This is a genomic window from Micromonospora sp. NPDC048063, assembly GCF_043202855.1.
Classification (GTDB): Bacteria; Actinomycetota; Actinomycetes; order Mycobacteriales; family Micromonosporaceae; genus Micromonospora.
In genome coordinates, this window is record NZ_JBIDBG010000018.1 from 73,098 (window position 1) to 95,193 (window position 22,096).

Annotated in this window: 23 protein-coding genes; 10 read left to right on the top strand and 13 right to left on the bottom strand. The window is 74.7% G+C overall.

From position 1 onward, the window contains the following. Nucleotides 1-19: 19 nt before the first annotated feature. Nucleotides 20-1,189: a hypothetical protein gene (locus tag ACGFZ2_RS28990; protein ID WP_393458984.1), complete on the bottom strand. Its 1,170-nt coding sequence runs from the start codon at nt 1,187-1,189 to the stop codon at nt 20-22. Nucleotides 1,190-1,312: 123 nt separating this feature from the next. On the opposite strand from ACGFZ2_RS28990, the gene ACGFZ2_RS28995 reads away from it, so the two are divergent. The 6 genes from ACGFZ2_RS28995 (at nt 1,313) to ACGFZ2_RS29020 (ending at nt 6,469) form a co-directional block, all read left to right on the top strand. Next, complete coding sequence (locus tag ACGFZ2_RS28995) at nt 1,313-2,602, top strand: adenylosuccinate synthase (protein WP_357449811.1); 1,290 nt, start codon at nt 1,313-1,315, stop codon at nt 2,600-2,602. Between the two features lie 205 nt (nt 2,603-2,807). Then, a complete protein-coding gene (locus ACGFZ2_RS29000; RefSeq protein ID WP_393458987.1) occupies nt 2,808-3,344 on the top strand; it encodes a hypothetical protein in 537 nt (178 codons plus the stop codon). Nucleotides 3,345-3,353: 9 nt separating this feature from the next. Beyond that, nucleotides 3,354-3,719, top strand: coding sequence for a hypothetical protein (locus ACGFZ2_RS29005; RefSeq protein WP_393458990.1), 366 nt, complete (start codon nt 3,354-3,356; stop codon nt 3,717-3,719). An 89-nt stretch (nt 3,720-3,808) separates the two neighbouring features. Continuing rightward, nucleotides 3,809-5,056, top strand: coding sequence for a phosphoribosylamine--glycine ligase (gene purD, locus ACGFZ2_RS29010; protein WP_393458993.1), 1,248 nt, complete (start codon nt 3,809-3,811; stop codon nt 5,054-5,056). A gap of 50 nt (nt 5,057-5,106) precedes the next feature. Then, nucleotides 5,107-5,634: a SigE family RNA polymerase sigma factor gene (locus ACGFZ2_RS29015; protein WP_393259812.1), complete on the top strand. Its 528-nt coding sequence runs from the start codon at nt 5,107-5,109 to the stop codon at nt 5,632-5,634. Next, nucleotides 5,627-6,469, top strand: a complete 843-nt coding sequence (locus ACGFZ2_RS29020; protein WP_393259815.1) for a hypothetical protein — start codon at nt 5,627-5,629, stop codon at nt 6,467-6,469. The genes ACGFZ2_RS29015 and ACGFZ2_RS29020 overlap by 8 nt, the downstream gene beginning before the upstream one ends. Here ACGFZ2_RS29020 and ACGFZ2_RS29025 read toward each other — a convergent pair. The 3 genes from ACGFZ2_RS29025 to ACGFZ2_RS29035 all read right to left on the bottom strand — a co-directional run bounded on the left by ACGFZ2_RS29025 (nt 6,460) and on the right by ACGFZ2_RS29035 (nt 9,534). Further along, nucleotides 6,460-7,785, bottom strand: coding sequence for an MFS transporter (locus tag ACGFZ2_RS29025; protein ID WP_393458996.1), 1,326 nt, complete (start codon nt 7,783-7,785; stop codon nt 6,460-6,462). The two genes, ACGFZ2_RS29020 and ACGFZ2_RS29025, sit on opposite strands and share 10 nt — an antisense overlap. Nucleotides 7,786-7,865: 80 nt before the next feature. Then, on the bottom strand, nt 7,866-9,080 hold the full coding sequence (locus tag ACGFZ2_RS29030; RefSeq protein WP_393259819.1) for an acyl-CoA dehydrogenase family protein: 1,215 nt from the start codon (nt 9,078-9,080) through the stop codon (nt 7,866-7,868). A gap of 1 nt (nt 9,081) precedes the next feature. Continuing rightward, nucleotides 9,082-9,534: an SCP2 sterol-binding domain-containing protein gene (locus ACGFZ2_RS29035; protein ID WP_357449789.1), complete on the bottom strand. Its 453-nt coding sequence runs from the start codon at nt 9,532-9,534 to the stop codon at nt 9,082-9,084. A 68-nt stretch (nt 9,535-9,602) separates the two neighbouring features. Between ACGFZ2_RS29035 and ACGFZ2_RS29040 the strand changes: the two genes are divergently transcribed. Next, a complete protein-coding gene (locus ACGFZ2_RS29040; RefSeq protein WP_393259821.1) occupies nt 9,603-10,241 on the top strand; it encodes a TetR/AcrR family transcriptional regulator in 639 nt (212 codons plus the stop codon). A gap of 251 nt (nt 10,242-10,492) precedes the next feature. Here the strand turns inward: ACGFZ2_RS29040 and ACGFZ2_RS29045 are convergent, their stop codons facing one another. Together ACGFZ2_RS29045 and ACGFZ2_RS29050 are read right to left on the bottom strand one after the other, a co-directional pair. Then, a complete protein-coding gene (locus ACGFZ2_RS29045) occupies nt 10,493-11,134 on the bottom strand; it encodes a DedA family protein (protein ID WP_393260659.1) in 642 nt (213 codons plus the stop codon). Between the two features lie 137 nt (nt 11,135-11,271). Further along, nucleotides 11,272-12,165 carry an NAD(P)-dependent oxidoreductase gene (locus tag ACGFZ2_RS29050; protein WP_393458999.1) on the bottom strand — a complete coding sequence of 298 codons (894 nt, stop codon included), beginning with the start codon at nt 12,163-12,165 and terminating at the stop codon, nt 11,272-11,274. Between the two features lie 87 nt (nt 12,166-12,252). On the opposite strand from ACGFZ2_RS29050, the gene ACGFZ2_RS29055 reads away from it, so the two are divergent. The 3 genes from ACGFZ2_RS29055 (at nt 12,253) to ACGFZ2_RS29065 (ending at nt 14,782) form a co-directional block, all read left to right on the top strand. Then, on the top strand, nt 12,253-12,870 hold the full coding sequence (locus ACGFZ2_RS29055) for a TetR/AcrR family transcriptional regulator (protein WP_393459002.1): 618 nt from the start codon (nt 12,253-12,255) through the stop codon (nt 12,868-12,870). Between the two features lie 68 nt (nt 12,871-12,938). Continuing rightward, nucleotides 12,939-14,144 carry a sensor histidine kinase gene (locus ACGFZ2_RS29060; protein ID WP_393459005.1) on the top strand — a complete coding sequence of 402 codons (1,206 nt, stop codon included), beginning with the start codon at nt 12,939-12,941 and terminating at the stop codon, nt 14,142-14,144. After that, a complete protein-coding gene (locus tag ACGFZ2_RS29065; protein ID WP_393259830.1) occupies nt 14,141-14,782 on the top strand; it encodes a response regulator in 642 nt (213 codons plus the stop codon). The genes ACGFZ2_RS29060 and ACGFZ2_RS29065 overlap by 4 nt, the downstream gene beginning before the upstream one ends. A 46-nt stretch (nt 14,783-14,828) precedes the next feature. Here ACGFZ2_RS29065 and ACGFZ2_RS29070 read toward each other — a convergent pair whose 3' ends face one another. From ACGFZ2_RS29070 to ACGFZ2_RS29100, 7 genes are all read right to left on the bottom strand, one after another. Further along, a complete protein-coding gene (locus ACGFZ2_RS29070; RefSeq protein WP_393459008.1) occupies nt 14,829-15,440 on the bottom strand; it encodes a DedA family protein in 612 nt (203 codons plus the stop codon). 123 nt (nt 15,441-15,563) lie between these two features. Continuing rightward, nucleotides 15,564-16,826, bottom strand: coding sequence for an adenylosuccinate synthetase (locus tag ACGFZ2_RS29075; protein WP_393459011.1), 1,263 nt, complete (start codon nt 16,824-16,826; stop codon nt 15,564-15,566). Further along, nucleotides 16,823-17,782: a hypothetical protein gene (locus ACGFZ2_RS29080; protein ID WP_393459014.1), complete on the bottom strand. Its 960-nt coding sequence runs from the start codon at nt 17,780-17,782 to the stop codon at nt 16,823-16,825. Before ACGFZ2_RS29080 ends, ACGFZ2_RS29075 begins: the two co-directional genes overlap by 4 nt. A 10-nt stretch (nt 17,783-17,792) precedes the next feature. Next, nucleotides 17,793-18,764, bottom strand: a complete 972-nt coding sequence (locus tag ACGFZ2_RS29085) for a serine/threonine protein kinase (protein ID WP_393459017.1) — start codon at nt 18,762-18,764, stop codon at nt 17,793-17,795. Next, nucleotides 18,761-19,513, bottom strand: coding sequence for an NUDIX domain-containing protein (locus ACGFZ2_RS29090; RefSeq protein ID WP_393259842.1), 753 nt, complete (start codon nt 19,511-19,513; stop codon nt 18,761-18,763). Before ACGFZ2_RS29090 ends, ACGFZ2_RS29085 begins: the two co-directional genes overlap by 4 nt. 115 nt (nt 19,514-19,628) lie before the next feature. Next, nucleotides 19,629-20,699, bottom strand: a complete 1,071-nt coding sequence (locus tag ACGFZ2_RS29095; protein ID WP_393459020.1) for a MaoC/PaaZ C-terminal domain-containing protein — start codon at nt 20,697-20,699, stop codon at nt 19,629-19,631. Further along, nucleotides 20,699-22,054, bottom strand: a complete 1,356-nt coding sequence (locus ACGFZ2_RS29100) for a 3-oxoacyl-ACP reductase (protein ID WP_393459023.1) — start codon at nt 22,052-22,054, stop codon at nt 20,699-20,701. The genes ACGFZ2_RS29095 and ACGFZ2_RS29100 overlap by 1 nt, the downstream gene beginning before the upstream one ends. Between the last annotated feature and the right edge of the window lie 42 nt (nt 22,055-22,096).

Genomic DNA, 22,096 nt, shown 5'->3' on the forward strand with positions numbered 1-22,096 from the left:
CCGTCGCGGGACGCCGAGGTCAGCTTGTCCAGACCGCCCAGGCGCCCGGCTCGGTCCACCAGGACCGCTTCCGGCTCAGCTCGCCCTCGGCCCCGTCGTCGAGGTACGGGACCTTGCCCTCGCGGGGCAGCACGGACACGGCCCGTCCACGGGCGCGGCGCACCTCCAGCCGCATCCGCTTCCTGCCGAACGCCGAGCGGGTGACCACGGGAACCGCCACCGCCACCTCGACCAGCCCGTCGTTCGGTTCGGGATTGCCGAGCAGTGTCACGTCGTCGAGTCGGGCGTACCCGCCGGCGTTGCCGATCGCGCAGGCCAGCAGCGGGTCGTCGCCGTTGGAGAGGACGGCGTCGTCCACCTCGACCCGCCCCCGCCAGTGCAGCGGCCGGCCGCTGTCGTCGGCGGCGCCGATCAGCGCGCCGTCCAGGGTCACCGAGCCGCCGTCGTTGCGCAGCAGGTCGAGCCGGCGGGCCGTGCCGTCCAGCACCGCGGCGGCCACCGCCGCCGGGTCGCGGGGCAGCCCGAGCTGCGCCGCCAGGTCACGGTGCGTCGTGCTCGTGCTCCGCGCCGGATCGAGCGGGAGTACGCCGATCGGCGGCAGGTCCGGCACCGTGCGGTTGCCGGGGAGGTCGTCGGGACGGCGACTGGGCGGTGGGGCGTACCGCCGGACGAGCCGGCGCACGACGGCGCGCAACTGCGCGTCGCTGGCGGCGGCGACCACCAGCCGGATCTTGGAGTCCGGGTCGGGCCAGGTGAGGCCGTCCGGGCGGGGCGGCCCGTCGAACCGGGCCAGTACCTCGTCGATCTCGGCGTCCGAGCGGGCGGTGACCGTCTCCACCCGGGCGCCCCGGGCGGTGAGCGCGTCCGCGCAGGCCAGCACCGGCACCCGGGGGGTGTCGCAGCGTTCCCCGGCCTTCCCGCCGTGCCGGTCGCCGGTCCCGCAGGCGTCGGCCGCGTCACGTGCCGTCGCGTCCCCGTCCGCCGTCGCGTCGGCGTCGGCCTCGTGCGCCGCAGCCCCGGTCTCGGCTCCGTTTGCCGTCGCGTCGGCCCCGGTCTCGGCTCCGTCCGCCGTCGCCCCGGCGTCGCCCTCGTGCGCCGTCGCGCCGCCGCAGCAGGCACCGCCGCTGCCGCAGGCCCCGCCGGGCGCGTCGCGCTCCGAGCCGAGGGTGAGCAGCACCACGTCGTACACGGAAACGGCCTCCTGCCTCTCGACGCGACCCCTGCCGGCCGCGTCGTCACTACTTGTTAGCCTGACACCCCGGGCTCGCTGACCGGTCGCCACCTGGCACCCGAGCCTTCTGGAGGCGAGAAGATGCCAGCGATCGTGCTCCTCGGCGCCCAGTGGGGCGACGAGGGCAAGGGCAAGGTTACCGACCTGCTGGGTGAGCGGGTCGACTACGTCGTGCGCTACTCCGGCGGCAACAACGCCGGCCACACGGTGATCACCCCGGACGGCCAGAAGTACGCGCTGCACCTGATGCCGTCGGGTGCCCTGTCACCGAGCGCGATGATCGTCATCGGCAACGGCGTGGTGGTCGACCCGAAGGTGCTGCTGGCCGAGATCGACGGGCTCGCCGAGCGGGGCGTGGACGTCAGCCGGCTGCGGATCTCCGGCGACGCGCACCTGATCATGCCGCACCACCGGGCCCTCGACCGGGTCGTCGAGCGCTACCTCGGCAGCTCCCGGATCGGCACCACCGGCCGGGGCATCGGCCCCGCGTACGGGGACAAGGTCGCCCGGATGGGGATCCGGCTGCAGGACCTGCTCGACCCGGGCATCCTGCGCAAGAAGCTGGAGCTGGCGCTGCGCGAGAAGAACCAGCTCCTGTTCAAGGTCTACAACCGCAAGGCGATCGACGTCGACGCGACGATCGAGGAGTACCTGGAGTACGCGGAGCGGCTCAAGCCGTACATCGCCGAGACCCGGGTCATGCTCTGGGACGCGCTGGACCGCGGCGAGACGGTCCTGCTGGAGGGCGCCCAGGCCACCATGCTCGACATGGACCACGGCACGTACCCCTTCGTGACCTCGTCGAACCCGACGGCCGGCGGGGCCTGCGTGGGCGCCGGCATCCCGCCGACGGCGATCAGCAAGGTGATCGCGGTCAGCAAGGCGTACACGACCCGGGTCGGCTCCGGGCCGTTCCCGACCGAACTATTCGACGACAACGGCCAGCACCTGCGCAAGGTCGGCCACGAGTACGGCACCACCACCGGCCGGGAGCGCCGCTGCGGCTGGTTCGACGCCGTCGTCGCCCGGTACGCCTGCCGCCTCAACGGGGTCACCGACCTGGTGGTCACCAAGCTGGACGTGCTGACCGGCCTGCCCAAGGTGCCGATCTGCGTCGGTTACGAGATCAACGGCAAGCGTTACGACGACATGCCGATGACCCAGACCGACTTCCACCACGCGACTCCGATCTACGAGGAGCTCGACGGCTGGTGGGAGGACATCACCGAGGCGAGGACCGAGGCGGAACTCCCGGAGAACGCCCGCCGCTACATCGCCCGCATCGAGGAACTCTGCGGCACCCGCGTCAGCGTGGTCGGCGTAGGCCCCGGCCGCGAGGAAAACGTCCTCCGCCACCCCCTCCTCCCCTAACCCCCACCCCCCCACCCCCCCGGGACCGCCCCGTTGATCATGAAGTTGTTGCCTTCGGTGCCGGCGTGTCGGAGCAACAACTTCATGATCAACGGCTCGGGGCGAGGGGTTGTCCACAGGACGGGCCCGGGTTATCCACAGGGGTATCGTCGATTGGCCGCGGGCGGGACAGTCGGTCGGTGTGAGGGCGGATCCGCTGGCGGTCGTGCGGTTGATGGCCGGCGCGCGCGACGGCATCGTGACGCTGGCGCAGGCGCGTGCGGCCGGGTTCACGGTGCACGACGTACACCCGTTCTGTCGGTCCGGTCGCTGGCGTGCGGTGATCCGTGGCGGCTATCTCGTCGATGCCGACCGCTATGACGGCATCCCGCGGCGGGCACGGATCAGGGCGGCTGTTGCATCCTTCGGTGCGTGTGCCGCCGCCGTCCTGACAACGGCCGCCGAATTGCACGGCATCGCGGGGCCGCGGGCGACGGGGGCGATCCACCTGTCGATGCCCGGTCCGGTCGCGAGGCCCGCCCGGCTGGCCCATCCCGACGTGGTGGTGCACCAGTTGACGGTCGCGCCAGGTCAACTGGTCCGAGTCGACGGCATCGCCGCCACCTCGCCGCTCCGGACCGTCGCCGACCTGGTCCTCCGGGAAGACCGCTACGCCGCGGTCTGCGTGCTGGACTCCGCGCTGAACCGAGGGCTCATCACCGACGAGGACCTGCTCGCCGTGCCGCACCTGATCAGACGTTGACGCGGCGCGGTGGCGGCACGCTCCCACCTGGCGGAGGCGGACGGGCGGGCGCAGTCCCCGCTGGAGACCCGGACGAGGTTGCGCTGCGTCGACGGCAAGGTGCCCCCGGACGTCCTCCAGCTCATGGTGCGCGACGACGACGGCTACCTGCTCGGGATCGGTGATCTCGGCTGGCGGGGCCCGAGGGTGATCGCCGAAGCCGACGGGCGGGGCCCGCATGGCACCCCGGAGGCCGTCTACGCCGACCGCCGCCGACAGAACCGCCTGGTCAACGCCGGCTGGACCGTCCTCCGCTTCACCTGGGCCGACACCCTAGACCCCGCCTACATCCCGTGGACCGTCCGCCAGGCCATCGCCGCCGCCCAGCGCCGTTGATCATGAAGTTGTTGCCATCGCCGCCCGGCGTGTCGAGACAACAACCTCATGATCAACGGGGTGGGCGAGGGGGTCAGTAGGATGCGGGTGTGCGGGTTCTTCTTCTTGGTGGTGGGGGGCGGGAGCATGCGCTCGCGCTGGGCCTCGCCGGCGATCCGTCCGTCGAGCAGCTGATCGCGGCGCCCGGGAATCCCGGCATCGCTTCGCTTGCCTCCTTGCAGGGGGTGGATCCGTGTGATCCGGCGGCCGTCGCCGCGCTGGCGGTGGAGACCGGGGTCGACCTGGTGGTGATCGGGCCGGAGGCGCCGCTGGTGGCCGGGGTCGCCGACGCCGTACGTGCCAAGGGGATCCCCGCGTTCGGGCCGTCCGCCGAGGCCGCCCGGCTGGAGGGCTCGAAGACGTTCGCCAAGGACGTGATGACCGCCGCCGGCGTGCCGACCGCCCGCGCGTACACCTGCACGGATGCGGAGAGCACGGCGCGGGCGCTGGACGAGTTCGGCGCGCCGTACGTGGTGAAGAACGACGGGCTCGCCGCCGGCAAGGGTGTCGTGGTGACCGACGACCGCGCCGCCGCGCTCCGGCACGCCGAGGAGTGCGGGCGGGTCGTCGTGGAGGAATACCTGGCCGGCCCGGAGGTCTCCCTCTTCGTGGTCACCGACGGCGAGGCGGCGGTGCCGCTGTTGCCGGCGCAGGACTTCAAGCGGGTCGGCGACGGCGACACCGGCCCGAACACCGGCGGCATGGGGGCGTACGCGCCGCTGCCCTGGGCACCGCCCGGCCTGGTCGACGAGGTCATGCGTGACGTCGTCCACCCGACCCTGGCCGAGATGGCCCGCCGGGGCACCCCGTTCGCGGGCCTGCTCTACGTCGGGCTGGCGATCACCGCCGACGGCCCCAGGGTGATCGAGTTCAACGCCCGCTTCGGCGACCCGGAGACGCAGGTGGTGCTCGCGTTGCTGGAGACCCCGCTCGCCGGGCTGCTGCACGCCGCCGCCACCGGCACGCTGGCCGGGCACCCGCCGCTGCGGTGGCGCGACGGGGCCGCCGTCACGGTCGTGGTCGCCGCCGAGGGCTACCCGGCCGCCCCGCGCAGCGGCGACGTGATCACCGGTGCCGAGGGCCCGGGCGTCATCCACGCCGGCACCCGCCGGGCCGACGACGGGGCGCTGCTCTCCTCCGGTGGCCGGGTGCTCTGCGCCACCGCCACCGGCACCGACCTGGCCGCCGCCCGGGACGCCGCGTACGCGCTGGTTGCCGGCGTGGAGCTGGCCGGCTCGCACCACCGCACCGACATCGCCGCCGCCGCCGTCGAGGGCCGGATCACGATTCCGGGCTGACCGGGCAACCCCCGCCGCCGTCGCCTCCGTTTGACCGGTGAGGCGAGGAGGTGGCGGGATTGCCTGCCGACATCGAGGGCTACCGCGAGTACGTGACGGCGCGGCTGGAGCCGCTGCGCCGCACGGCGTACCTGCTCTGCGGTGACTGGCACACGGCCGACGACCTGGTGTCGACGGCGCTGGTCAAGCTGCTGCGGCACTGGCGGCGGGTGTCCGCGATGGACAGCCCCGACGCGTACGTCCGGCGGACCCTGCTGCGGGTCTGGCTGGACGAGCGGCGTCGGCCGTGGCGGCGTGAGGCCGCCTGGGCCGAGGTCCCGGACGCCCCCGCGCGGTCCGCGACCGACGGTGCCGCCGACCGGCTGACCATCCTCGCCCTGCTGGCCGAGTTGCCGCCGCGCCGCCGCGCGGTCCTGGTGCTGCGCTACTTCTGCGACCTGTCCGTCGAGGAGACCGCCCGGGAACTCGGCTGCACCACCGGCACCGTCAAGAGCCAGTCGGCGCGGGCGATCGAGGCGCTGCGGGGCCGCCTCGTCGGCGCGCCGGCCCGAGCCCAGGAGGCAGGCACCGATGGATGAACTCTCCCAGCAGATGCGCACGGCGGTGGCCGCGCCGCCACCGACCAGGATCGACGTGGACCGGCTGATCGCCGACGACCGGCAGCGCCGCCGCCACCGGGCGTGGGCGCTGGCGGGCGCCGGTGCCGCCGTTGCGGTCGCGGCGGTCGCGGTGGCACCGGCGCTGCTCGCCGGTCCCGCCCCGGAACCGGGCGGCCTCACCCTGCCGCCGGCCGCCGCGGGTACCGCCGACCCGTCGCTCTGCCCGATCGCCGAGCCGGAGCCCAGTGGCCCGCCGGTGCCGCAGCAGTCGTACGACACGGTGCGCGAGCGGCCGACCGAGCGCCCCGACGCCGGCGTGGCCCGGCTGACCCAGGCCCTGCGTCCCGCGTTGGCGGCCGTCGTGCCGGCGGGGTTGACGGTCGAGGGCACGATCCCGGGCTGCGACCGGGTCCAGTTCACCTACGAGAAGAGCCACTGGAACTACTACGCCTACGTCCGGCTGGTTCGGGGCGGGCAGGTCGACAACCTCACGGTGATGGTGATGCCGACGGCCGCCGACGCGCCCCGGGGCTGCGCGGTGGCCTCCCATGCCGCTGCCTGCACGGGCTCTCGCCTGCCGGACGGCAGCACCCTGGCCACCAGCATCTCCACGCCTGGCGACGAGGGTGCGGAGCAGCGCCGGGTGCTGTTGCAGCGGGTGGACGGCACGTCCGTGACGGTGACGACGGACAACTTCCGCGTCGTCACCGAGCCGGACGGGACCCCGACGGAGGAGTTCGGGCCGCCGCCGGTGCTCAGCGTGGCGCAGCTGACCGAGATCGCCACCACGCCCGGGCTGACGCTCTATCCCTGATCCGGCGGGTCCCGGTGTGCCGAGGGCGCCCACTGTTCGCCGAGCGGGAGGGGCCCCTCGATCCGGCCCGACGTGCCGCCGGGCGGGGCGGGCGGGTGGCGGGGCGGCTCGTCCAGCGCCCGCAGCACGGGCAGCGGCGCGGCGACCAGCGCCGCCACCAGCAGCGCCCCGGCGAGCAGCAGGAAGGCCGGGCGCAGCCCGAGCCACTCCACCAACGGCCCGGCGAGCAGATAGCCCGCCGGGCCGGCGGCGTACGTGAAGGAGGTCATCACCCCGACCACCCGGCCGCGCAGCCGCTCCGGGGTGCGGGTCTGCATGGCGTAGTTGGCGAGCGGGTTGACCGGCCCGTACGCGAGCCCGATGACGGCGGCGAAGCCGAGCATGGCCGGGTACGGCGGCAGTGCGGCCAGTCCGACCAGGGCCGCCCCGGTGACCACGAGGGCGACCACCATCAGGGTGCGCCGGCGGATCCGCCGTCCCGCCGTGCCGGAGGCGAGGGCCCCGACCACCGATCCGGCGCTCATCGCCATCAGGATCGCGCCGAGCCGGGCCGGTTCGCCCTGGGCGACGAACCACGCCGGCAGCAGCACGCCCTCGACCGGCAGGTAGAGCGCGACCAGCACCATCGTGATCAGTGCGATGGTCCGCAGCAGCCGGTCCCGCCAGACGAACCGCAGTCCCTCGGCGGTGCCGTGCCACAGGCCGGCCGGCGGGCGTTCCGGGCGGCCGGCCCCGGGCAGCCGGACGGCGGCGACCAGCGCGACGGCCAGCGCGAAACCGGCGGCGGTGACCCAGAGCGTCGAGCCCGGACCGATCGCGGCGATGAGCACGCCGCCGACCCCGGGCCCGATCAGGAAGGCGAGGCCCCAGACCGCCTCGTGTACCCCGTTGGCCCGTTCGATCCGCCACCCGGCGGCCTGCGCGGCGGCCGGCAGCAGCGTCTCGCGGGCGGTCAGCCCGGCCGGGTCGAAGACGGCCCCGAGCGCGGCCAGCGCCACGATCCAGCCGACGTTCAACCCGAGCAGGGCGTCCACCACCGGGATCGCGGCGACCGAGACGGCGGAGAGCGCGTCGGAGACCAGGGCCGTACGCCGCCGGCCGAGCAGGTCCACGACGGTGCCGGAGACGAGGCTGGACAGCAGCAGTGGCAGCGCGGTGGCCGCCGCGACCAGGCCGGCCGCGGTGGCGCTGCCGGTGCGCTCCAGCACCAGCCACGGCAGGGCCACGGTGGACACCCCGTTGCCGATGCCGGACAGCAGCGTCGCCGCCTCGACCAGCAGCAGTGGCGTACGGCGGCGGGGTCCGGAGCTGACCATGGTGCTGTCAGCCTAGAGGCCGCGGGCGGTGCTGCACGCCCAGCGCCGCCCGCGTCGCCCGGGCGCGGAGGGTCCTCGAATCAGCGGATCTGGACGCCGGAGACGGCCCGGGAGATGACCAGGCGCTGGATCTCCGAGGTGCCCTCGAAGATGGTGTAGATCTTGGCGTCCCGGTACCAGCGCTCGACCGGGTGGTCCCGCAGGAACCCGGCTCCGCCGAGCAGTTGCACCGCCTTCTCGGTGACGGAGACGGCCACCTCGCCGGCCTTGAGCTTGGACATCGAGCCCTCGCCCGCCGTGAAGGGCCGGTTGTTGCGGCCCATCCAGGAGGCCCGCCAGACCAGTAGCCGGGCCGCGTCGATCTCCGTCCTCATGTCGGCCAGCGCGAACGCGACCGCCTGGTTCTCGATGATGGGCCGGCCGAACTGGACCCGGTCCTTCGCGTAGTCCAGCGCGTACTCGTAGGCGGCCCGGGCCACGCCCAGCGCCTGCGCGCCGACCGTGGGCCGGGACAGCTCGAAGGTGCGCATCGCCGCCTGGCCGGAGGCGCGCCGGCCGGAGCGGGCCCGGTCGAGCCGTTCGCGCAGCGCGTCGCGGCCGCCGAGCAGGCAGCGCCCCGGCACGCGTACGTCGTCGAGGAAGACGTCGGCGGTGTGCGACGCGCGCAGGCCCAGCTTGCGCAGCTTGCGGGTCGCGGCCAGCCCGGCGGTGCCCGGCGGTACGACGAACGCCGCCTGCCCCCGGGAACCGAGCGTCGGGTCGACCGAGGCGGTGACGACGTGCACCCCGGCGATCCCGCCGTTGGTGGCGTACGCCTTCTGCCCGCTCAGCACCCACTCGTCGGTGGCCTCGTCGTAGACCGCCCGGGTGCGCATCGCGCCGACGTCGGAGCCGGCCTCGGGCTCGGTGGTGCAGAACGCGGCGACGGCGGGCTCGTCGACGGTGCCGAAGCACTGCGGCACCCACTCCACCATCTGGTCCGGGGTGCCGGTGCCGTAGATGGCGGCCACCGCGAGGGAGGTGCCGAAGATGCCCAGCCCGATGCCGGCGTCACCCCAGAAGAGTTCCTCGCTGGCGATCGGAAGGGAGAGGCCGGTGGGGTCGGCCCAGCAGGTGGCGAGGAACTCGAAGCCGTACAGGCCGACCTTCGCCGCCTCCTGGATGATCGGCCAGGGAGTCTCCTCCCGGGCGTCCCACTCGGCCGCGGCCGGGCGCACGACCTCGGCGGCGAAGCCGTGCACCCAGTCGCGCAGATCCCGCTGTTCCTCGTTCAGGTCGAGCGAGAACTCGGCCATGTCAGGCCTTGGGGATGTCGAACAGGTTGGCGATGTTGGCGGCCAGGCCCAGGTCACCCTTGGCCTTGAGCTTGCCGGTCATGAACATCATGACGGGGTTGGCCCCACCGGAGACGATCTTCAGGAACTCGACCGGGCCCATGGTGAGGCTCAGCTTCGGGTCGTGCTGTGCGGTCTCGTTGACCGTGCACGCGCCGTCGGCGATGACGACCTCGTAGGTGTCGGTGCCACCGTCGGGGCGGCCGGTGATGTTCCAGTGGATGACCGCGTTGGTCGAGCCCGCCCGGTCGGCGCGGAAGAGCTGCGGCATCCGGCCGAAGACCTCGCCCAGGATCTTGCCGCGCAGGTCGCCGGACATGACCTCGGCGATCTTGTCGTCCGGGGTGGACTTGACCAGCTGGGCGAACTCCTTGGGGCCGACGTTCGCGAAGTTGGCCGGGTCGAAGTCAGTCATGGGTCTGCACCTTCCGGGTATTGGCTACTCGTGCGTAACCCTACGCACGAGTAGGTATGCTCGCAAGGGTGTCCACGTCACCCACCTTCAAGCGTCTCCCGCGTGCCGTACGCGAGCAGCAGATGCTCGACGCGGCCGTGAAAGTGTTCTCCCGCCGGGGGTTCCACGCGGCCAGCATGGACGAGATCGCCGAGGACGCCGGCATCTCCAAACCGATGGTCTACGCCTACCTCGGCACCAAGGAGGAGCTCTTCGTCGCCTGCCTGCACCGGGAGGGCGCCCGGATGATGCAGGCCATCGCCGGGGCCGCCGCCCCGGAGCTGTCGGCCGACGAGCGGCTCTGGCGCGGGCTGCGGGCGTTCTTCGGTTTCGTCGGGGCGCACCGGGACGGCTGGGCGGTGCTCTACCGGCAGGCCCGGGGCGAGCAGCCGTTCGCCGGCGAGCTGGCGGGCATGCGCGCCCGGCTGGTCGAGGTGGTCGCCGGGATGCTCGACCACGCGCTGCGCGCCGAGGGGCGCGAGGCGGGCGAGACCGACCTGGAGGTCGTCGCGTACGCCCTGGTGGGGGCGACCGAGTCGCTGGCCGACTGGCTCGCCGACCACCCGGAGGCGGACCCGGAGAAGACCGCGACGCGGATGATGAACGTCGCGTGGCTCGGTGCCGGCCAACTCCTGCGCGGCGCCACCTGGCGGCCGCCCACCGCCTGACCTCCCGCCCGGGAGACCGACGAGCCCGCCGCCCGCGCACGGTCCCATGCCCGGCCGGTGCTGCATCTCGCCGCCGCCGACGACGCCCGGCGCCGACGACGACGCCCGGCCGCCGGCGATGACGCCCGGCCGCCGCTGGCGACGACGCTCGGCCGCCGCCGTCGACGACACCCGGCCGCCGCCGACGACGCCCGGCCGTCGGCGATGAAGCCGAGGGCCGGCCGGCGTCGGCAGCCAAGGCCGCCGGTGGGTTACCGTCGCAGCTCCGCCGGCTCCCGGGCGGGCGCGCCGACGGCCGCCCGGCGACGGCCCAGGAGCCAGCGGGTCACCTCCACCAGCAGGGTCACCGTCAGCGCGAGACCGAGCCCGAGCAGCAGCCCGCGGATCGGGTCCTGCTCGAAGGCGAGTCCGCCGAGGTAACCGACCAGCGCCGAGTAGACCCCCCACGAGCCGGCGGCGAGCGCGTCGAAGGCGAGGAAGCGCCGCCGGGGAAAGCGCGTCGCCCCCATGGTCATCGTGACGGCGGTCCGGCCACCGGGGACGTACCGGGCGACGGTGAGGATCAGCCCGCCCCGCACGGCGATCCCTCGCCGCGCCCACTCGTAGGCGGCCCGTCGTCGGCCGCCGTCAGGCAGGCGGGCGAGGAGGCGTCCGCCGCCGTGCCGGCCGATGGCGTACGACACGTGGTCGCCGACCAGCGCGCCGGCCGCCGCGACCGCGATCACCGCCACCAGGTCGGGTTGCCCGGTCGCCGCGAACACGCCGGCGGTGATCACCGCCGTCTCGCTGGGCACCGCCGGGAAGAAGCCGTCGATCACCGCGATCGCGAAGAGCGCCAGGTAGACCCAGGGCGAGGACATCGTCTGGTGGAGCAGGTCGAGCACCGAATCCATGATCTCGATGCTGGTGCCGCCCGACGGCCCCGCCATCGTCCGGTGGTCACCCGGTGCCTGCTACTTAAGTCGTGCCCGACCCGGAGAGGGATCCGGGTCGGACACGACCGGCCTTCAGGGTCGGGCGCGGACCGGCGTCAGGGTCGTGCGTCGACGTCGGCCACGGCGGCGCCGGAGGCGAACACCTCGACGAGGCTGGTGAGACTCTGGTCGGCGCGGCCGTCCGCCATGCCTCGCCGGAAGACGTCGAGCACGGCGGCCGGCAGCGTGGTGTCGACGCCGGCCGCCCGCACGGTGTGCAGGACGTGCCCGACGCTGGCCACTCCCATCGCCAGCCTGTCCATGTCCCCCTGGTGGTCGCCCGCGTCGATGCGGGGCGCGTAGAACTCCAGGAACGGGGCCACGTTGGCGGTCTTCAGAGCGGCGGGCAGGAACTCCGTCGCGGTGATGCCGTGGGTGCGGGCCACCGCGAGCGTGTGCAGCCAGCTCACCATGACGGTCCAGAACATGTTCATCTCGAGCTGGTAGTACAGCGCCGCCAGCCCTGGGTCCTCGCCCCGGTAGTCGGCACGCGTCAGCACCTCCAGCGTCTGCCGGTGCGCCTCGAACACGTCCCGTGGGCCGCTGTAGTACGTGGCGGACCCGGGGTTCCCGATGCCGGACGGTGGCACCTGCACGCCGCCGGTCAGCTGCCGTGCACCGTGCCCGGCGAGCCACTCCGCCGCCTCTCGGGCCCGCTCAGGGGTGTCCGAGCTGAGGTTGGCGATCACCCGACCGGAGAGCTCGGCCGTGGCCGGGCCCAGGATCGCGTACATCGCGTCGTAGTCGGTGAGGCTGAGGACGACCAGTTCGTTGGCGGCCAGGGCCTCGCCCACGGTCGCCGCCCGGCGCGCGCCTCTGCTCACCAGCTCGTCGGCCTTGGCCGCGGTCCGGTTCCAGACCGTGACCTCGTACCCCTCGGCCAGGAACGCGTCCACCATCGTCCGGCCCATGGGTCCGAGACCCATGACGGTCACCGCGCGGTCGGTCATGATGATCCTCCTCTAGAACGAACGCTCTATCTAGAGCGGGACGCTAGCACGGACTGGAACGAACGTTCTATCCGGTAGGCTGACCGCATGAGGACACCCACACGGCAGGCCCCGACGGCGGACGCCGGCCTCGGCACTCGGGACCGGATCGTGCGGGTCGCCTCCCGGCTGATGCAGCGCCAGGGCTACGACGGCACCGGGGTCAAGCAGATCTCGGTGGAGGCCGGGGCGACGCTCGGGTCGGTCTACCACTTCTTCCCCGGTGGGAAGCAGGAGTTGGCCGTGGCCGCCATCCGTCACGGCGACCAGGAGTTCGCCGACCTGCTCCGGGCGATCCTCGACCAGGCGGCGGACCCGGCCGAGGCGGTGATCTCCTGCGCCCGTGCCCTCGCCGAGGCCCTGCGCGACTCCGACTGGACGGACGGATGCCCGGTCACCTCCACCGCCCTCGGGACGGCCAGCCGGGCGCCGGACATCCAGCAGGCCGCCGCGGAGGCCTTCGCGCACTGGCGGGGGCTGGTCGCGGACAAGCTCCGCCGCGCCGGGATCGCCGAGGACGACGCGCAGGACCTGGCCCACACTGTGATCTCCACCCTCGAAGGCGCCGAACTCGCGGCCCAGGTCTCCCGCAGCGACCGGCCGCTGCTGACGGCCGGCCGGCACCTCGCCCAGTTGATCAACCTGCACCGGTCGCCGGGTGCCTGAGCGGCACGGGCCGCGCACACCGGAGGCGGGTGGGCGGCAACGACCTCCGCCCGGCCTAGGCTCGGGGCGTGACCTCCCGAGCCGTCGCGCTCCGGCGCACCGTCGAGCGGTACGCCCCCGTGCTGCTCGCCGTCGTCGTCGCGGCGGGGGTCTGGGGGGCGGCGACCGGCTCGCTCGGGGTGCGCTCGCCGCTGCCCCGGGTGCTGGTCCTCGCCGTCGCCGTCCTCGCGGGCTGGGCCGCCGCGACGGTACGCGTACGGCGCTGGCCGCTGTTCGTGACGGCCGCCGTCACGTGGCTGCTCCTGGCGGCCTGGCCGGCGGTGGCCGTCGCCTCCTGGCAGGCCGGACTCCGGCTGCGGGACCGGCGGCGGCTCGCCGGCTTCCTCGCCGGTGCCGCCCTGGTCGCGGTGGCGGGCGTGGTGATCGGCGTCGTGGTGGGTGGCGAGCGGCGGCTGACCACCGCCACGCCCGCCAACGCGCTGGCGATGTTCGCGTGGACGGTGCTGTTCCCGCTGGTCGTCGGGCTCTGGGTCCGGGCCCGCCGGGACACCCTGGCCGCCCTGCGGGACCGGGCCGAGCGGCTGGAGCGCGAGCAGGAGGCGCGGGCGGAGCGCGTCCGGGCCGAGGAGCGGGCCCGGATCGCCCGGGAGATGCACGACGTGGTGGCGCACCGGGTGTCGCTGATGGTGGTGCACGCCGGCGCGCTGGAGGTCACCGCCACCGATCCGGCGACCGTCGACACCGCGACCCTGATCCGGTCCACCGGACGGGAGGCTCTCACCGATTTGCGGGAGGTGCTCGGCGTGCTGCGCCAGCCCGCGCCCGCCGGCGAGCCGGCCACCATCGGCACCGCCGGGCTGGCCGGCGTCGACGACCTGGTCCGGGAGTCCCGCGCCGCCGGGCTGCGGGTCGACCGGCACGACGGGGGGACGCCCCGGCCCGTTTCCGCGACCGTCGGCCGGACCGTGTACCGGGTGGTCCAGGAGGCGCTGACGAACGTCCGCAAACACGCGCCGGGCGCGGACACCACCGTCCGGCTGCGGTACCTGCCGGGCGGGTTGGAGATCAGCGTCCGTACCGGCCCGCCGGCGGGCGGCCCAGCCCGGCCGGGTGCGGACGATCGGCCGGCGGGCGGTACGGCCCTGCCGGGAGCGGGACTCGGGCTGATCGGCCTCCGGGAGCGGGTGGAACTGCTGGGTGGGCGGCTGGAGGTCGGCCCCCGCGGCGGCGGCTTCCTGGTCCGGGCGTTGATCCCGGTGGAGGAGGCGACATGATCCGCGTCCTGGTGGCCGACGACGAGCAGTTGGTCCGTGCCGGGCTGCGGCTGATCCTGGAGGCGGCACCCGACCTCACCGTGGTCGGCGAGGCGGCCGACGGCGCGGCGGCCCTGGCCGAGACCCGCCGGTTGCGTCCCGACGTGGTGCTGCTGGACGTCCGGATGCCGGGCACCGACGGGCTGACCGCCGCCCCGCAGGTGGTCGCCACCGGGGCGAAGGTCGTCATGCTGACCACCTTCGACCGAGACGAGTACGTGCACCGGGCGCTGCGGGCGGGCGCGGTCGGCTTCCTGCTGAAGGACACGCCGCCCCGGGAACTCGCCGCCGCCGTGCGGACCGTGGCCGCCGGAAACGCCATGCTGGCCCCGACGGTCACCCGGCGGCTGATCGACTCCTTCGCCGAGCGCGGCCCGGCCCGGCGGGACGCCGCACGGCAGCGGCTGGGCCACCTCACGGACCGGGAGTTGGAGATCGTCCGGGAGGTGGGCCGGGGGTTGGGCAACGCCGACATCGCCCGCCGACTGACGATGAGCGAGGCGACGGTCAAGACGCACGTGAGCAGGGCCCTCGCGAAGCTCCAGCTCGCCAACCGGGTGCAGCTCGCGATCCTGGTCCACGACGCCGACCTCCTCTGACGGCCCCGCCACGGCGTCCGGTCGTCCCGGTGCCCGGTGGGACGGGTCAGTGGGGGGTGCGGCGGTGGGCGCGGTGGCGAAGCCAGCGGACGGACTCCAGCACCAGCGTGACCGCCACCGACATGCCCACCGCGGCCAGGATGCCTCTGACCGGGTCGCGTTCGAAGGCCAGCCCGCCGAAGTAGCCGAGCAGGCCGGAGTAGAGCGCCCAGCACACCGCCGCGATCGAGTCGAACAGCAGGAACGAGCGGAGCGGGTAGCGGACCGCGCCCATGGTGAGGGTCACCGCCGTGCGACCGCCGGGGATGTACCGGGCGGTGGTGAGGATCAGCCCGCCGCGCCGGTGCACCGCCCGGCGGGCCCACTCCGAGCTGGCCCGCCGCCGGCTGTCCTCGGGAAACCGGGCGAGCCGGTGCGCGCCGCCGCCGCGCCCGATGGCGTACGAGATGTGGTCGCCGACGCAGGCGCCCAGCGCGGCGGCGACGATCACCGCCACCAGGTTGGGGCTGCCGTCGGTGGCGAGCACGGCGGCGGTGATCACGGCGGTCTCGCCGGGCACCGCCGGGAAGAACGCGTCGACCGCGGTGAGCCCGAACAGCAGCAGGTACACCCACGGGGAGCTGACCAGCTGCCGGAGCAGGTCGAGCGCGGACTCCATGCCCCCATGCTGGCCGGGCACGATGCGCCGGGTGGCCGAGTCGCCGGATCACCCCTGCTCGACGACGCGTTCAAGATCCGCGAGCGGCGGCACGCTCACCCGCCGCCGGCCGCGATCACCGCGTCAGGCGGTGGCGACCAGGGTCGGTGGGGCGAGCAGCGGGCCGTGCGGGACCTTGTCCCCGGCGGTGGGGCCGTGCGAGGTGAGCACCACCGGGGCGGCCAGTTCCCGAGCCACCGCCGACGGCCAGTCGACGGGCGGGTCGTCGTACACCGGGCGGGAGCGCAGCAGGCGGGCGGTGAGCGCGGCCTGCCGGTCCAGGTCGCCGGGCGGTCCCGGGGTGAGCCGGTCGGTGGCGTCGTAGCGGCGGCAGATCCGCAGCCCGGGGCCGGCGAGGTCGAGGTGGGTCAACGCCAGGCCGTCGACGCCCCCGGCCGCGGCGAGGGCGTACCGGTGGGCGACCGCGTCGAAGTGGCCGAACCGGAACCGGCCCTGCCACGGGTTCGTCGGGTTGTGCGGGTCGGTCAGCGGCAGGGTGGGGTCCTCGGTCACCAACGGCCCCGGCCCGTGCCGGGTGGTGGTCACGCGCAGCACCCCGAGCCGGGTCGCCGTGCCCGCCTGGCCCGCCTCGGCGAGCAGGCTGTCGGCGTTGGCGAACGTGGTGGTGCTCCACGTCGTGTACGGGTGGAAGCCGTGCCACTCGTCAAGCAGCACCCCCTGCGCGCCCTCGAAGACGCACGTCCCGGCGCGCAGCGCCCCGGCGAGCCAGCCCCGGTCCACGATCGCCACCCGGCCGGCGAACCCGGTGAACGCGGGCAGGCAGTCCTCGACGGGCGGCGCGTCCAGCGGCCCCAGTTCGGCGGTCAGCCGGTCCCGCAGGGCGGTCAGCCGGCGGCGCAGCAGCGCCGGGGTGCCGCAGTCGGCCACCCGGGGCGCCTCGTCGGGGTGGGCGAGACCGTACGCGACGGCCTCGCCCACCCCCAGCCCGCAGGAGCCGTGCCGGTCGGCTCCCCGGGCGATCTCCCGGGCCCGGTTGGCGGCCCGGTGGTACGGGGTGGCGAGCAGCGCCTCCCCGTCCACGGTCAGCCGGTCGAGCGCGTCGGGCACCCCGACCGAGGCGAGGTGGTCGGCCTCGGCGGCCAGCGCCAGCGGGTCCACCACCACGTGCCGGGACAGGTGCGTACGCACCCCGGGGTGGAAGGTGCCCGCGCCGAACTGGGCGAAGGTGTGGTGCCGCCCGTCGCGCAGCACCACGTTGTGCGCCGCCTGCGCGCCCCCGTTGAAGCGGACCACGGTGTGCACGGGCCGGGTGGCGCAGAGCCAGTCCACGACCGTGCCCTTGCCGGCGTCGCCGTAGCCGAGGTCGACCACCGTCACGTGTCTCACAGCCGGGTGACCCCGCCGTCGGTGTCCCGGAAGGCCGGCAGCGCCGACACCTCGGCGCGCCGCCCCCGGCCGAGCCGGGCCAGCGCCTTCGACACCGTCCCGGTGGCGCCCGAACCGGCCCGGTCGAGGTCGCGCAGGCCCTCGTCCAGGTCGATGGCCTGCTCGCCGAGCCCGATGGTGAGCGCGATGGTCTCGCAGACCGCGTCGAGGTCGTCCAGCACGACGGCGTTCTGCCCGAGCAGGTCGCGCCAGAAGTCGAGCACCTTGGCGTTGCCGGAGTAGTGGCTGCCGGCGGGTAGCAGGTAGTAGGTGTCCCACCGGCGGGTCACCTCGTTGACGACCTGCCGCAGCGGCACGTCCTCGGCCAGGTCGTCGCCGATCAGGCGGGCCACCTCCCGGGCCTTCACCCGGGGGTACGCCAGCTCGTCGCCGATGATGAACAGGTAGCCGCGGCGGCCGCGCTTCTCCCAGCAGTCGGTGACCGTGTGTCGGGCCATGAAGTACATGGCCAGCTCGTACGACTCCGTCATCTGCCCGCCGCCGCCACCCTCCAGCACGATCCGGCCGAGGTCGTCGTCCATCCGGTTGTCGGACTCGAACTGCCCGACCTGCAACGGCACCCGGTCGCAGGTGGCGTCGCCGATCGCGCCGAACATGATCTGCGGGTCGCGGGCGTAGCCCTGCCGCTGGAGCAGCCCGAGCAGTTGCGGCAGCTTGGCCTGGAGCGTACGGGGCACGTGACCCATCGAGCCGGTCACGTCGAACAGCACGGCGATGGCGGTCGACTGCGGGTGCTCGGCGGAGTCGCGGCTCTCCCGCGTCGCGTCGCGGGGGTCGAGCGCGGCGTGCACCGTGCGCGCCCCGCTGTCGCTGTAGGAGAACGCGCTCTTGCCGGTGGCCCGGCGGTAGCGGTCGGCGGCGTCGTACACGTCGGTGGACCAGATTCCACTGCCCATGGCAGCCTCCTCAGGGGTTCAGGGTGAAGGGTCGGAAGGTGCGCGGCCCGTAGAGCCGGTCCAGCACCTCGTCGAGTTCGCGGAGCAGACGCCAGGCGTCGCCGGGCCGGGCGTTCAGGGCGGGCCGCAGGCAGCCCTGGGCGAAGGCGAGCAGCTCGCGCGGCGCGCGCGGGCCCATCAGCCAGGTCATGCAGCGGGTGGCCATCGCGATGTCGGTGCCCGGCCCGCACGGGCGCTTCGCGACGACCTCGGCCGGATACCAGTCCTCGTGGCCGGGCACGAGCGCCGGGACGGCGCCGCCGCCGACGACGGAGAAGCACCAGTCCACCAGCACCACGCCGTGCCCGTCGGGCTCGATCAGCACGTGCGGCGGCAGCACCGCCCCGTGCACCACGCCCGCCCGGTGGGCCAGGCCGAGCGCGACCAGCAACCGCCGCCACATCCAGGCCGCGTCCCGGGCGTCCAGCCCGTCCGGGTACGCGCGCCGCACCTCGGTGAGGTCGTGCATGCCGGGCGCGGTGGCGAGCACGGTGACCCGCCGCTCGGCGCCGGTGTCGGGGTCCCGGTGCCGGAACTCCTCCACCAGCCGGGGCACGTAGGGCAGGTAGCGCGGGTCGCCGCGTTCGGCGAGGGCGCGCAGGGCGTGCGCCTCCCGCGCCATCAGGTCGTTGTCGGTAGGCCGCCGGGGCAGCTTGAGCAGCCTGTCCGCCCCGACGTCGTAGAGGTCGGCCAGGTCGCCGGAGTGCGCCGGCGCGCCGAGGCGGTAGCCGCCGAGGACGGTGACCCGCCGGGCCCGCCAGCGGGTGGTGACCCGGACGAACGCGTCGGTGGCCTCGGCGCGTACGGCCGAATCGGCGGGCACGCGGTCGGGGTGCAGGGCCGCGACCAGCTCGCGGTAGCGCCGGGCCGGCTCGTCGGCGCCGAACAGGTCGGCGTCGGTGCGGGCTGCCGCGACCAGGCGGATCGCCTCGGCGGTCCTCACCGCACCGTCTCCTCCCGCGCGGGGCGCAGCAGCGCCGGGTGCAGCAGCCGGGCGTCGCCGGCCCGGTAGAGCTTGGCGCGGGGGCCGCCCCGGGCCCCGCCGCGCTCGGTGCTGGCGCCGGTGCTCTCCACGAAGCCCGGCACCGAGAGCACCTTGCGGTGGAAGTTGCCGGCGTGCAGCGGGTGCCCCCAGACCGTCTCGTAGACGGCGCGCAGCTCGCTGATGGTGAACTCGGGGGCGAGGAAGCGGGTGGCGAGCGGGGTGTATTCCAGCTTGGACCGGGCCCGCTCCAGCCCGTCGGCGATGATCCGGTCGTGGTCGAAGGCGAGCTGCCGGCTGCTCAGGGCGGTCACCGGCAGCCAGGCCGCCTCGTCGGCGTCGGTGCCGGCGGCCGCGTCCGGCAGGTCGGGCGCGAACGCGAGGTGGGCGACCGAGACGACGCGCATCCGCGGGTCACGGTCGACGCCGCCGTAGCTGGCCAACTGCTCCAGGTGTACGCGACGCAGCCCCTCGCCGCCGAGCCCGGTCTCCTCGGCCAGCTCCCGCCGGGCGCCGGCGGTCAGGTCCTCGTCGGGGCGGACGAAGCCGCCGGGCAGTGCCCAGTGCCCCGCGAAGGGCGGCTCGCCGCGCCGGATGAGCAGCAGGTGGAGCACGCCGTCGCGGATGGTCAGCGCCACCACGTCGACGGTGACCGCGACCGCCGGATAGGCCCGGGGGTCGTACGCGGCCAGGAAGTCCTGCTCGTCCACGGCGTCCCTCTCATCTTGAGAACATCTCGATGTGAGAACAACCTAGCGCATACGGTCGCCCCTGCCAACCCCCCGGCGGCGTGGGTGCGGCGCGGCCGGGGGTCGGCAGGGGCGGTCAGCGCACGAGACCCACCAGGTGCGGGCGACCGCGCAGGTCGTGCAGGGCGAACCCGCCGCCCGGCAGCAGGCCGAAGCTCACCGTGCTCGGCAGCGGCACCGGCAGCTTGAACGCCACCTCGACGGTGTAGGCGTCCGGCAGCCGGTTCTCCAGCGCGGCCAGGCACCGCGCCTTGCTCCACATCCCGTGCGCGATGGGCCGGGGGAAGCCGAACAGCCGGGCCCCCAGTCGGCAGGTGTGGATCGGGTTGTGGTCGCCGGAGACCCGCGCGTAGTGCGTACCGACGCGGGGCTCGACCCGCCAGTGGGCCGAGCCGGCCGGCGCCGGGGATCGCTCGCCCCGGTCGCGGCCTCCGCCGCCGGGCCTGCGCTCCCGGCCGAGATACGTCGAGACGCCGCGCCAGACCTCCTCCCCGCCGACCGAGCCGACCAGCACCACGTCGACCTGCCGCCCCCGGTCGTGCGGGCGCAGGTTCTCCGCGTACGTGGTGAAGTCGAGGGTCTCGTCGGCCGTGACCGGGCGGTGCACGGTGATCCGGTTGCCCACGTGCACCACGCCGGTCAGCGGGATCGGGAACCCCGGCGCGGTCATCAGGCGCAGGGCCAGCGGAAAGCCCATGACGTGCGGGAACGTGGCGGGCAGCCGGTCGGTCAGCCGGAACCCGCAGACCCGGTCGTAGTCGGCCAGGTGCGCCCGGTCGACGGCGATCCCGCCGACGGCCAGCTCGACCGCCGGGGCGTCGGCCGCCGCCGGTCGCCCGCCGAGGCCGGGCAGCGCGCCGAGCAGCGCCCGCCGGTAGAGCGCCCCGGCCGCCGGCATCCGGGCCAGCTCGACGCGCTCCCGGGCGACCGCCCCGGCGTGCCCGGCCAGGTCCTGCGTCGCCTCGACCGAGGAGGCGTGCCCGGCGAGGTCGTGCGTCTCCGCCAGGCTCAGGTCGCTCTCGGCCGGCCCCGGCCGGCGGATCGCGGCCAGCGTCTCCTCCGACAGCCGCTCCGTGGGGCCGTCGATCAGCTCGTGCACCGACAGGTCGTCGGCCGGGCCTTCCGCCGCTTCCCTCCGCCCGGCCATCACGCCCCCAGCAGGCTCTGGCCGCAGACCCGGACGACGTTGCCGCTGACTGCGCCGGAGGCCGGCCACGCCAGCCAGCCGATGGTCTCGGCGACGTCCACCGGCAGCCCGCCCTGGGACATGCTGTTCATCCGCCGGCCCGCCTCGCGCAGCATCAGCGGGATGCGCGCGGTCAGCCGGGTCTCGATGAACCCGGGGGCGACGGCGTTCACGCTGATCTGCCGTTCGCGCAGGACGGGGGCGAGCGAGTCGACCAGCCCGATCACGCCCGCCTTGCTGGTGGCGTAGTTGGTCTGGCCCCGGTTACCGGCGATGCCGGCGATGGAGGAGACGGAGACGATCCGGCCGCCGGCCGGGATCAGCTCCCGTTCCAGCAGCACGTCGTTGATCCGCTCCTGGCTGGAGAGGTTGACGTCGAGCACGGAGTCCCAGCGGTCGGCGTCCATCCGGCCGAGGGTCTTGTCCCGGGTGATGCCGGCGTTGTGCACGACCACGTCGACCCGCCCGTGTCGGCCGGCGAGGTGCTCCGCGAGCCGGGTCGGGGCGTCGGGAGCGGTGAGGTCGAGCTGGACGGCCGTCCCGCCGATCTCGTTGGCGACCGCCGCCAGCGCGTCCCCGGCCGCCGGGATGTCCAGCGCGACGACGCGCGCGCCGTCGCGGGCCAGCACCCGGGCCAGCGCCGCGCCGATGCCCCGGGCCGCCCCGGTGACCAGGACGACCTGCCCGTCCAGCGGGCGGTCCCAGTCGGCCGGCGGCTCGGCCGTGCCGGCGCCGACCCGGATCACCTGCCCCGAGACGTACGCGGACCGGCCGGAGAGCAGGAACCGGAGAGTGGCCTCCAGGCCGGTCGACGTGCCGGCGTCGGCCTCCTTCGTGACGTACACGAGTTGGGCGGTGACACCGCGGCCGAACTCCTTGCCGATGCTGCGGGTCAGCCCCTCCAGGGCCCGCTGGGCGGTGGCCTCCCGGGGCGAGCCGCCCTCGGCGGGCGGGGTGCCGAGCACGACCACCCGACCGCTGGGCAGCACCGAGCGGGCGTGCGGGTGGAAGAAGTCGTACAGCTGGCGCAGCTCGGTGGAGTCGGTGATGCCGGTCGCGTCGAGGACCAGGGCGGCGAAGCGCTCGGTGGGCTCCACGGCGGCGGGGTCGCGCAGTTCGACCCCGGCGGCGGTCAGGATCCTGCCGACCTGCTCGGCGAGCCGACCCCCGGTCGCGGCACCGAGCAGGACGGGCCCGGGGGCGAGGGGGTCGCCGGGGGTGTGCCGGCGCAGTCGCGGCGGGTCGGGCAGCCCGAGGCGCTTGACCAGCGCGCGACCGGCCCCCGATCGGACGAAGCTCGCGTACCTGTCGGTCATAGGCGTAGCCTACTGGCGAGTAGGTTGAGGGCAAGCCCTTCG

Bases quoted from the DNA above. Each gene is read 5' to 3' on its own strand.
- ACGFZ2_RS28995 (WP_357449811.1), top strand. From the start codon at position 1,313: ATGCCAGCGATCGTGCTCCTCGGCGCCCAGTGGGGCGACGAGGGCAAG.
- ACGFZ2_RS29020 (WP_393259815.1), top strand. From the start codon at position 5,627: ATGGATGAACTCTCCCAGCAGATGCGCACGGCGGTGGCCGCGCCGCCA.
- ACGFZ2_RS29025 (WP_393458996.1), bottom strand. From the start codon at position 7,785: ATGGTCAGCTCCGGACCCCGCCGCCGTACGCCACTGCTGCTGGTCGAG.
- ACGFZ2_RS29030 (WP_393259819.1), bottom strand. From the start codon at position 9,080: ATGGCCGAGTTCTCGCTCGACCTGAACGAGGAACAGCGGGATCTGCGC.
- ACGFZ2_RS29035 (WP_357449789.1), bottom strand. From the start codon at position 9,534: ATGACTGACTTCGACCCGGCCAACTTCGCGAACGTCGGCCCCAAGGAG.
- ACGFZ2_RS29045 (WP_393260659.1), bottom strand. From the start codon at position 11,134: ATGGATTCGGTGCTCGACCTGCTCCACCAGACGATGTCCTCGCCCTGG.
- ACGFZ2_RS29050 (WP_393458999.1), bottom strand. From the start codon at position 12,165: ATGACCGACCGCGCGGTGACCGTCATGGGTCTCGGACCCATGGGCCGG.
- ACGFZ2_RS29055 (WP_393459002.1), top strand. From the start codon at position 12,253: ATGAGGACACCCACACGGCAGGCCCCGACGGCGGACGCCGGCCTCGGC.
- ACGFZ2_RS29065 (WP_393259830.1), top strand. From the start codon at position 14,141: ATGATCCGCGTCCTGGTGGCCGACGACGAGCAGTTGGTCCGTGCCGGG.
- ACGFZ2_RS29070 (WP_393459008.1), bottom strand. From the start codon at position 15,440: ATGGAGTCCGCGCTCGACCTGCTCCGGCAGCTGGTCAGCTCCCCGTGG.
- ACGFZ2_RS29080 (WP_393459014.1), bottom strand. From the start codon at position 17,782: ATGGGCAGTGGAATCTGGTCCACCGACGTGTACGACGCCGCCGACCGC.
- ACGFZ2_RS29095 (WP_393459020.1), bottom strand. From the start codon at position 20,699: ATGGCCGGGCGGAGGGAAGCGGCGGAAGGCCCGGCCGACGACCTGTCG.
- ACGFZ2_RS29100 (WP_393459023.1), bottom strand. From the start codon at position 22,054: ATGACCGACAGGTACGCGAGCTTCGTCCGATCGGGGGCCGGTCGCGCG.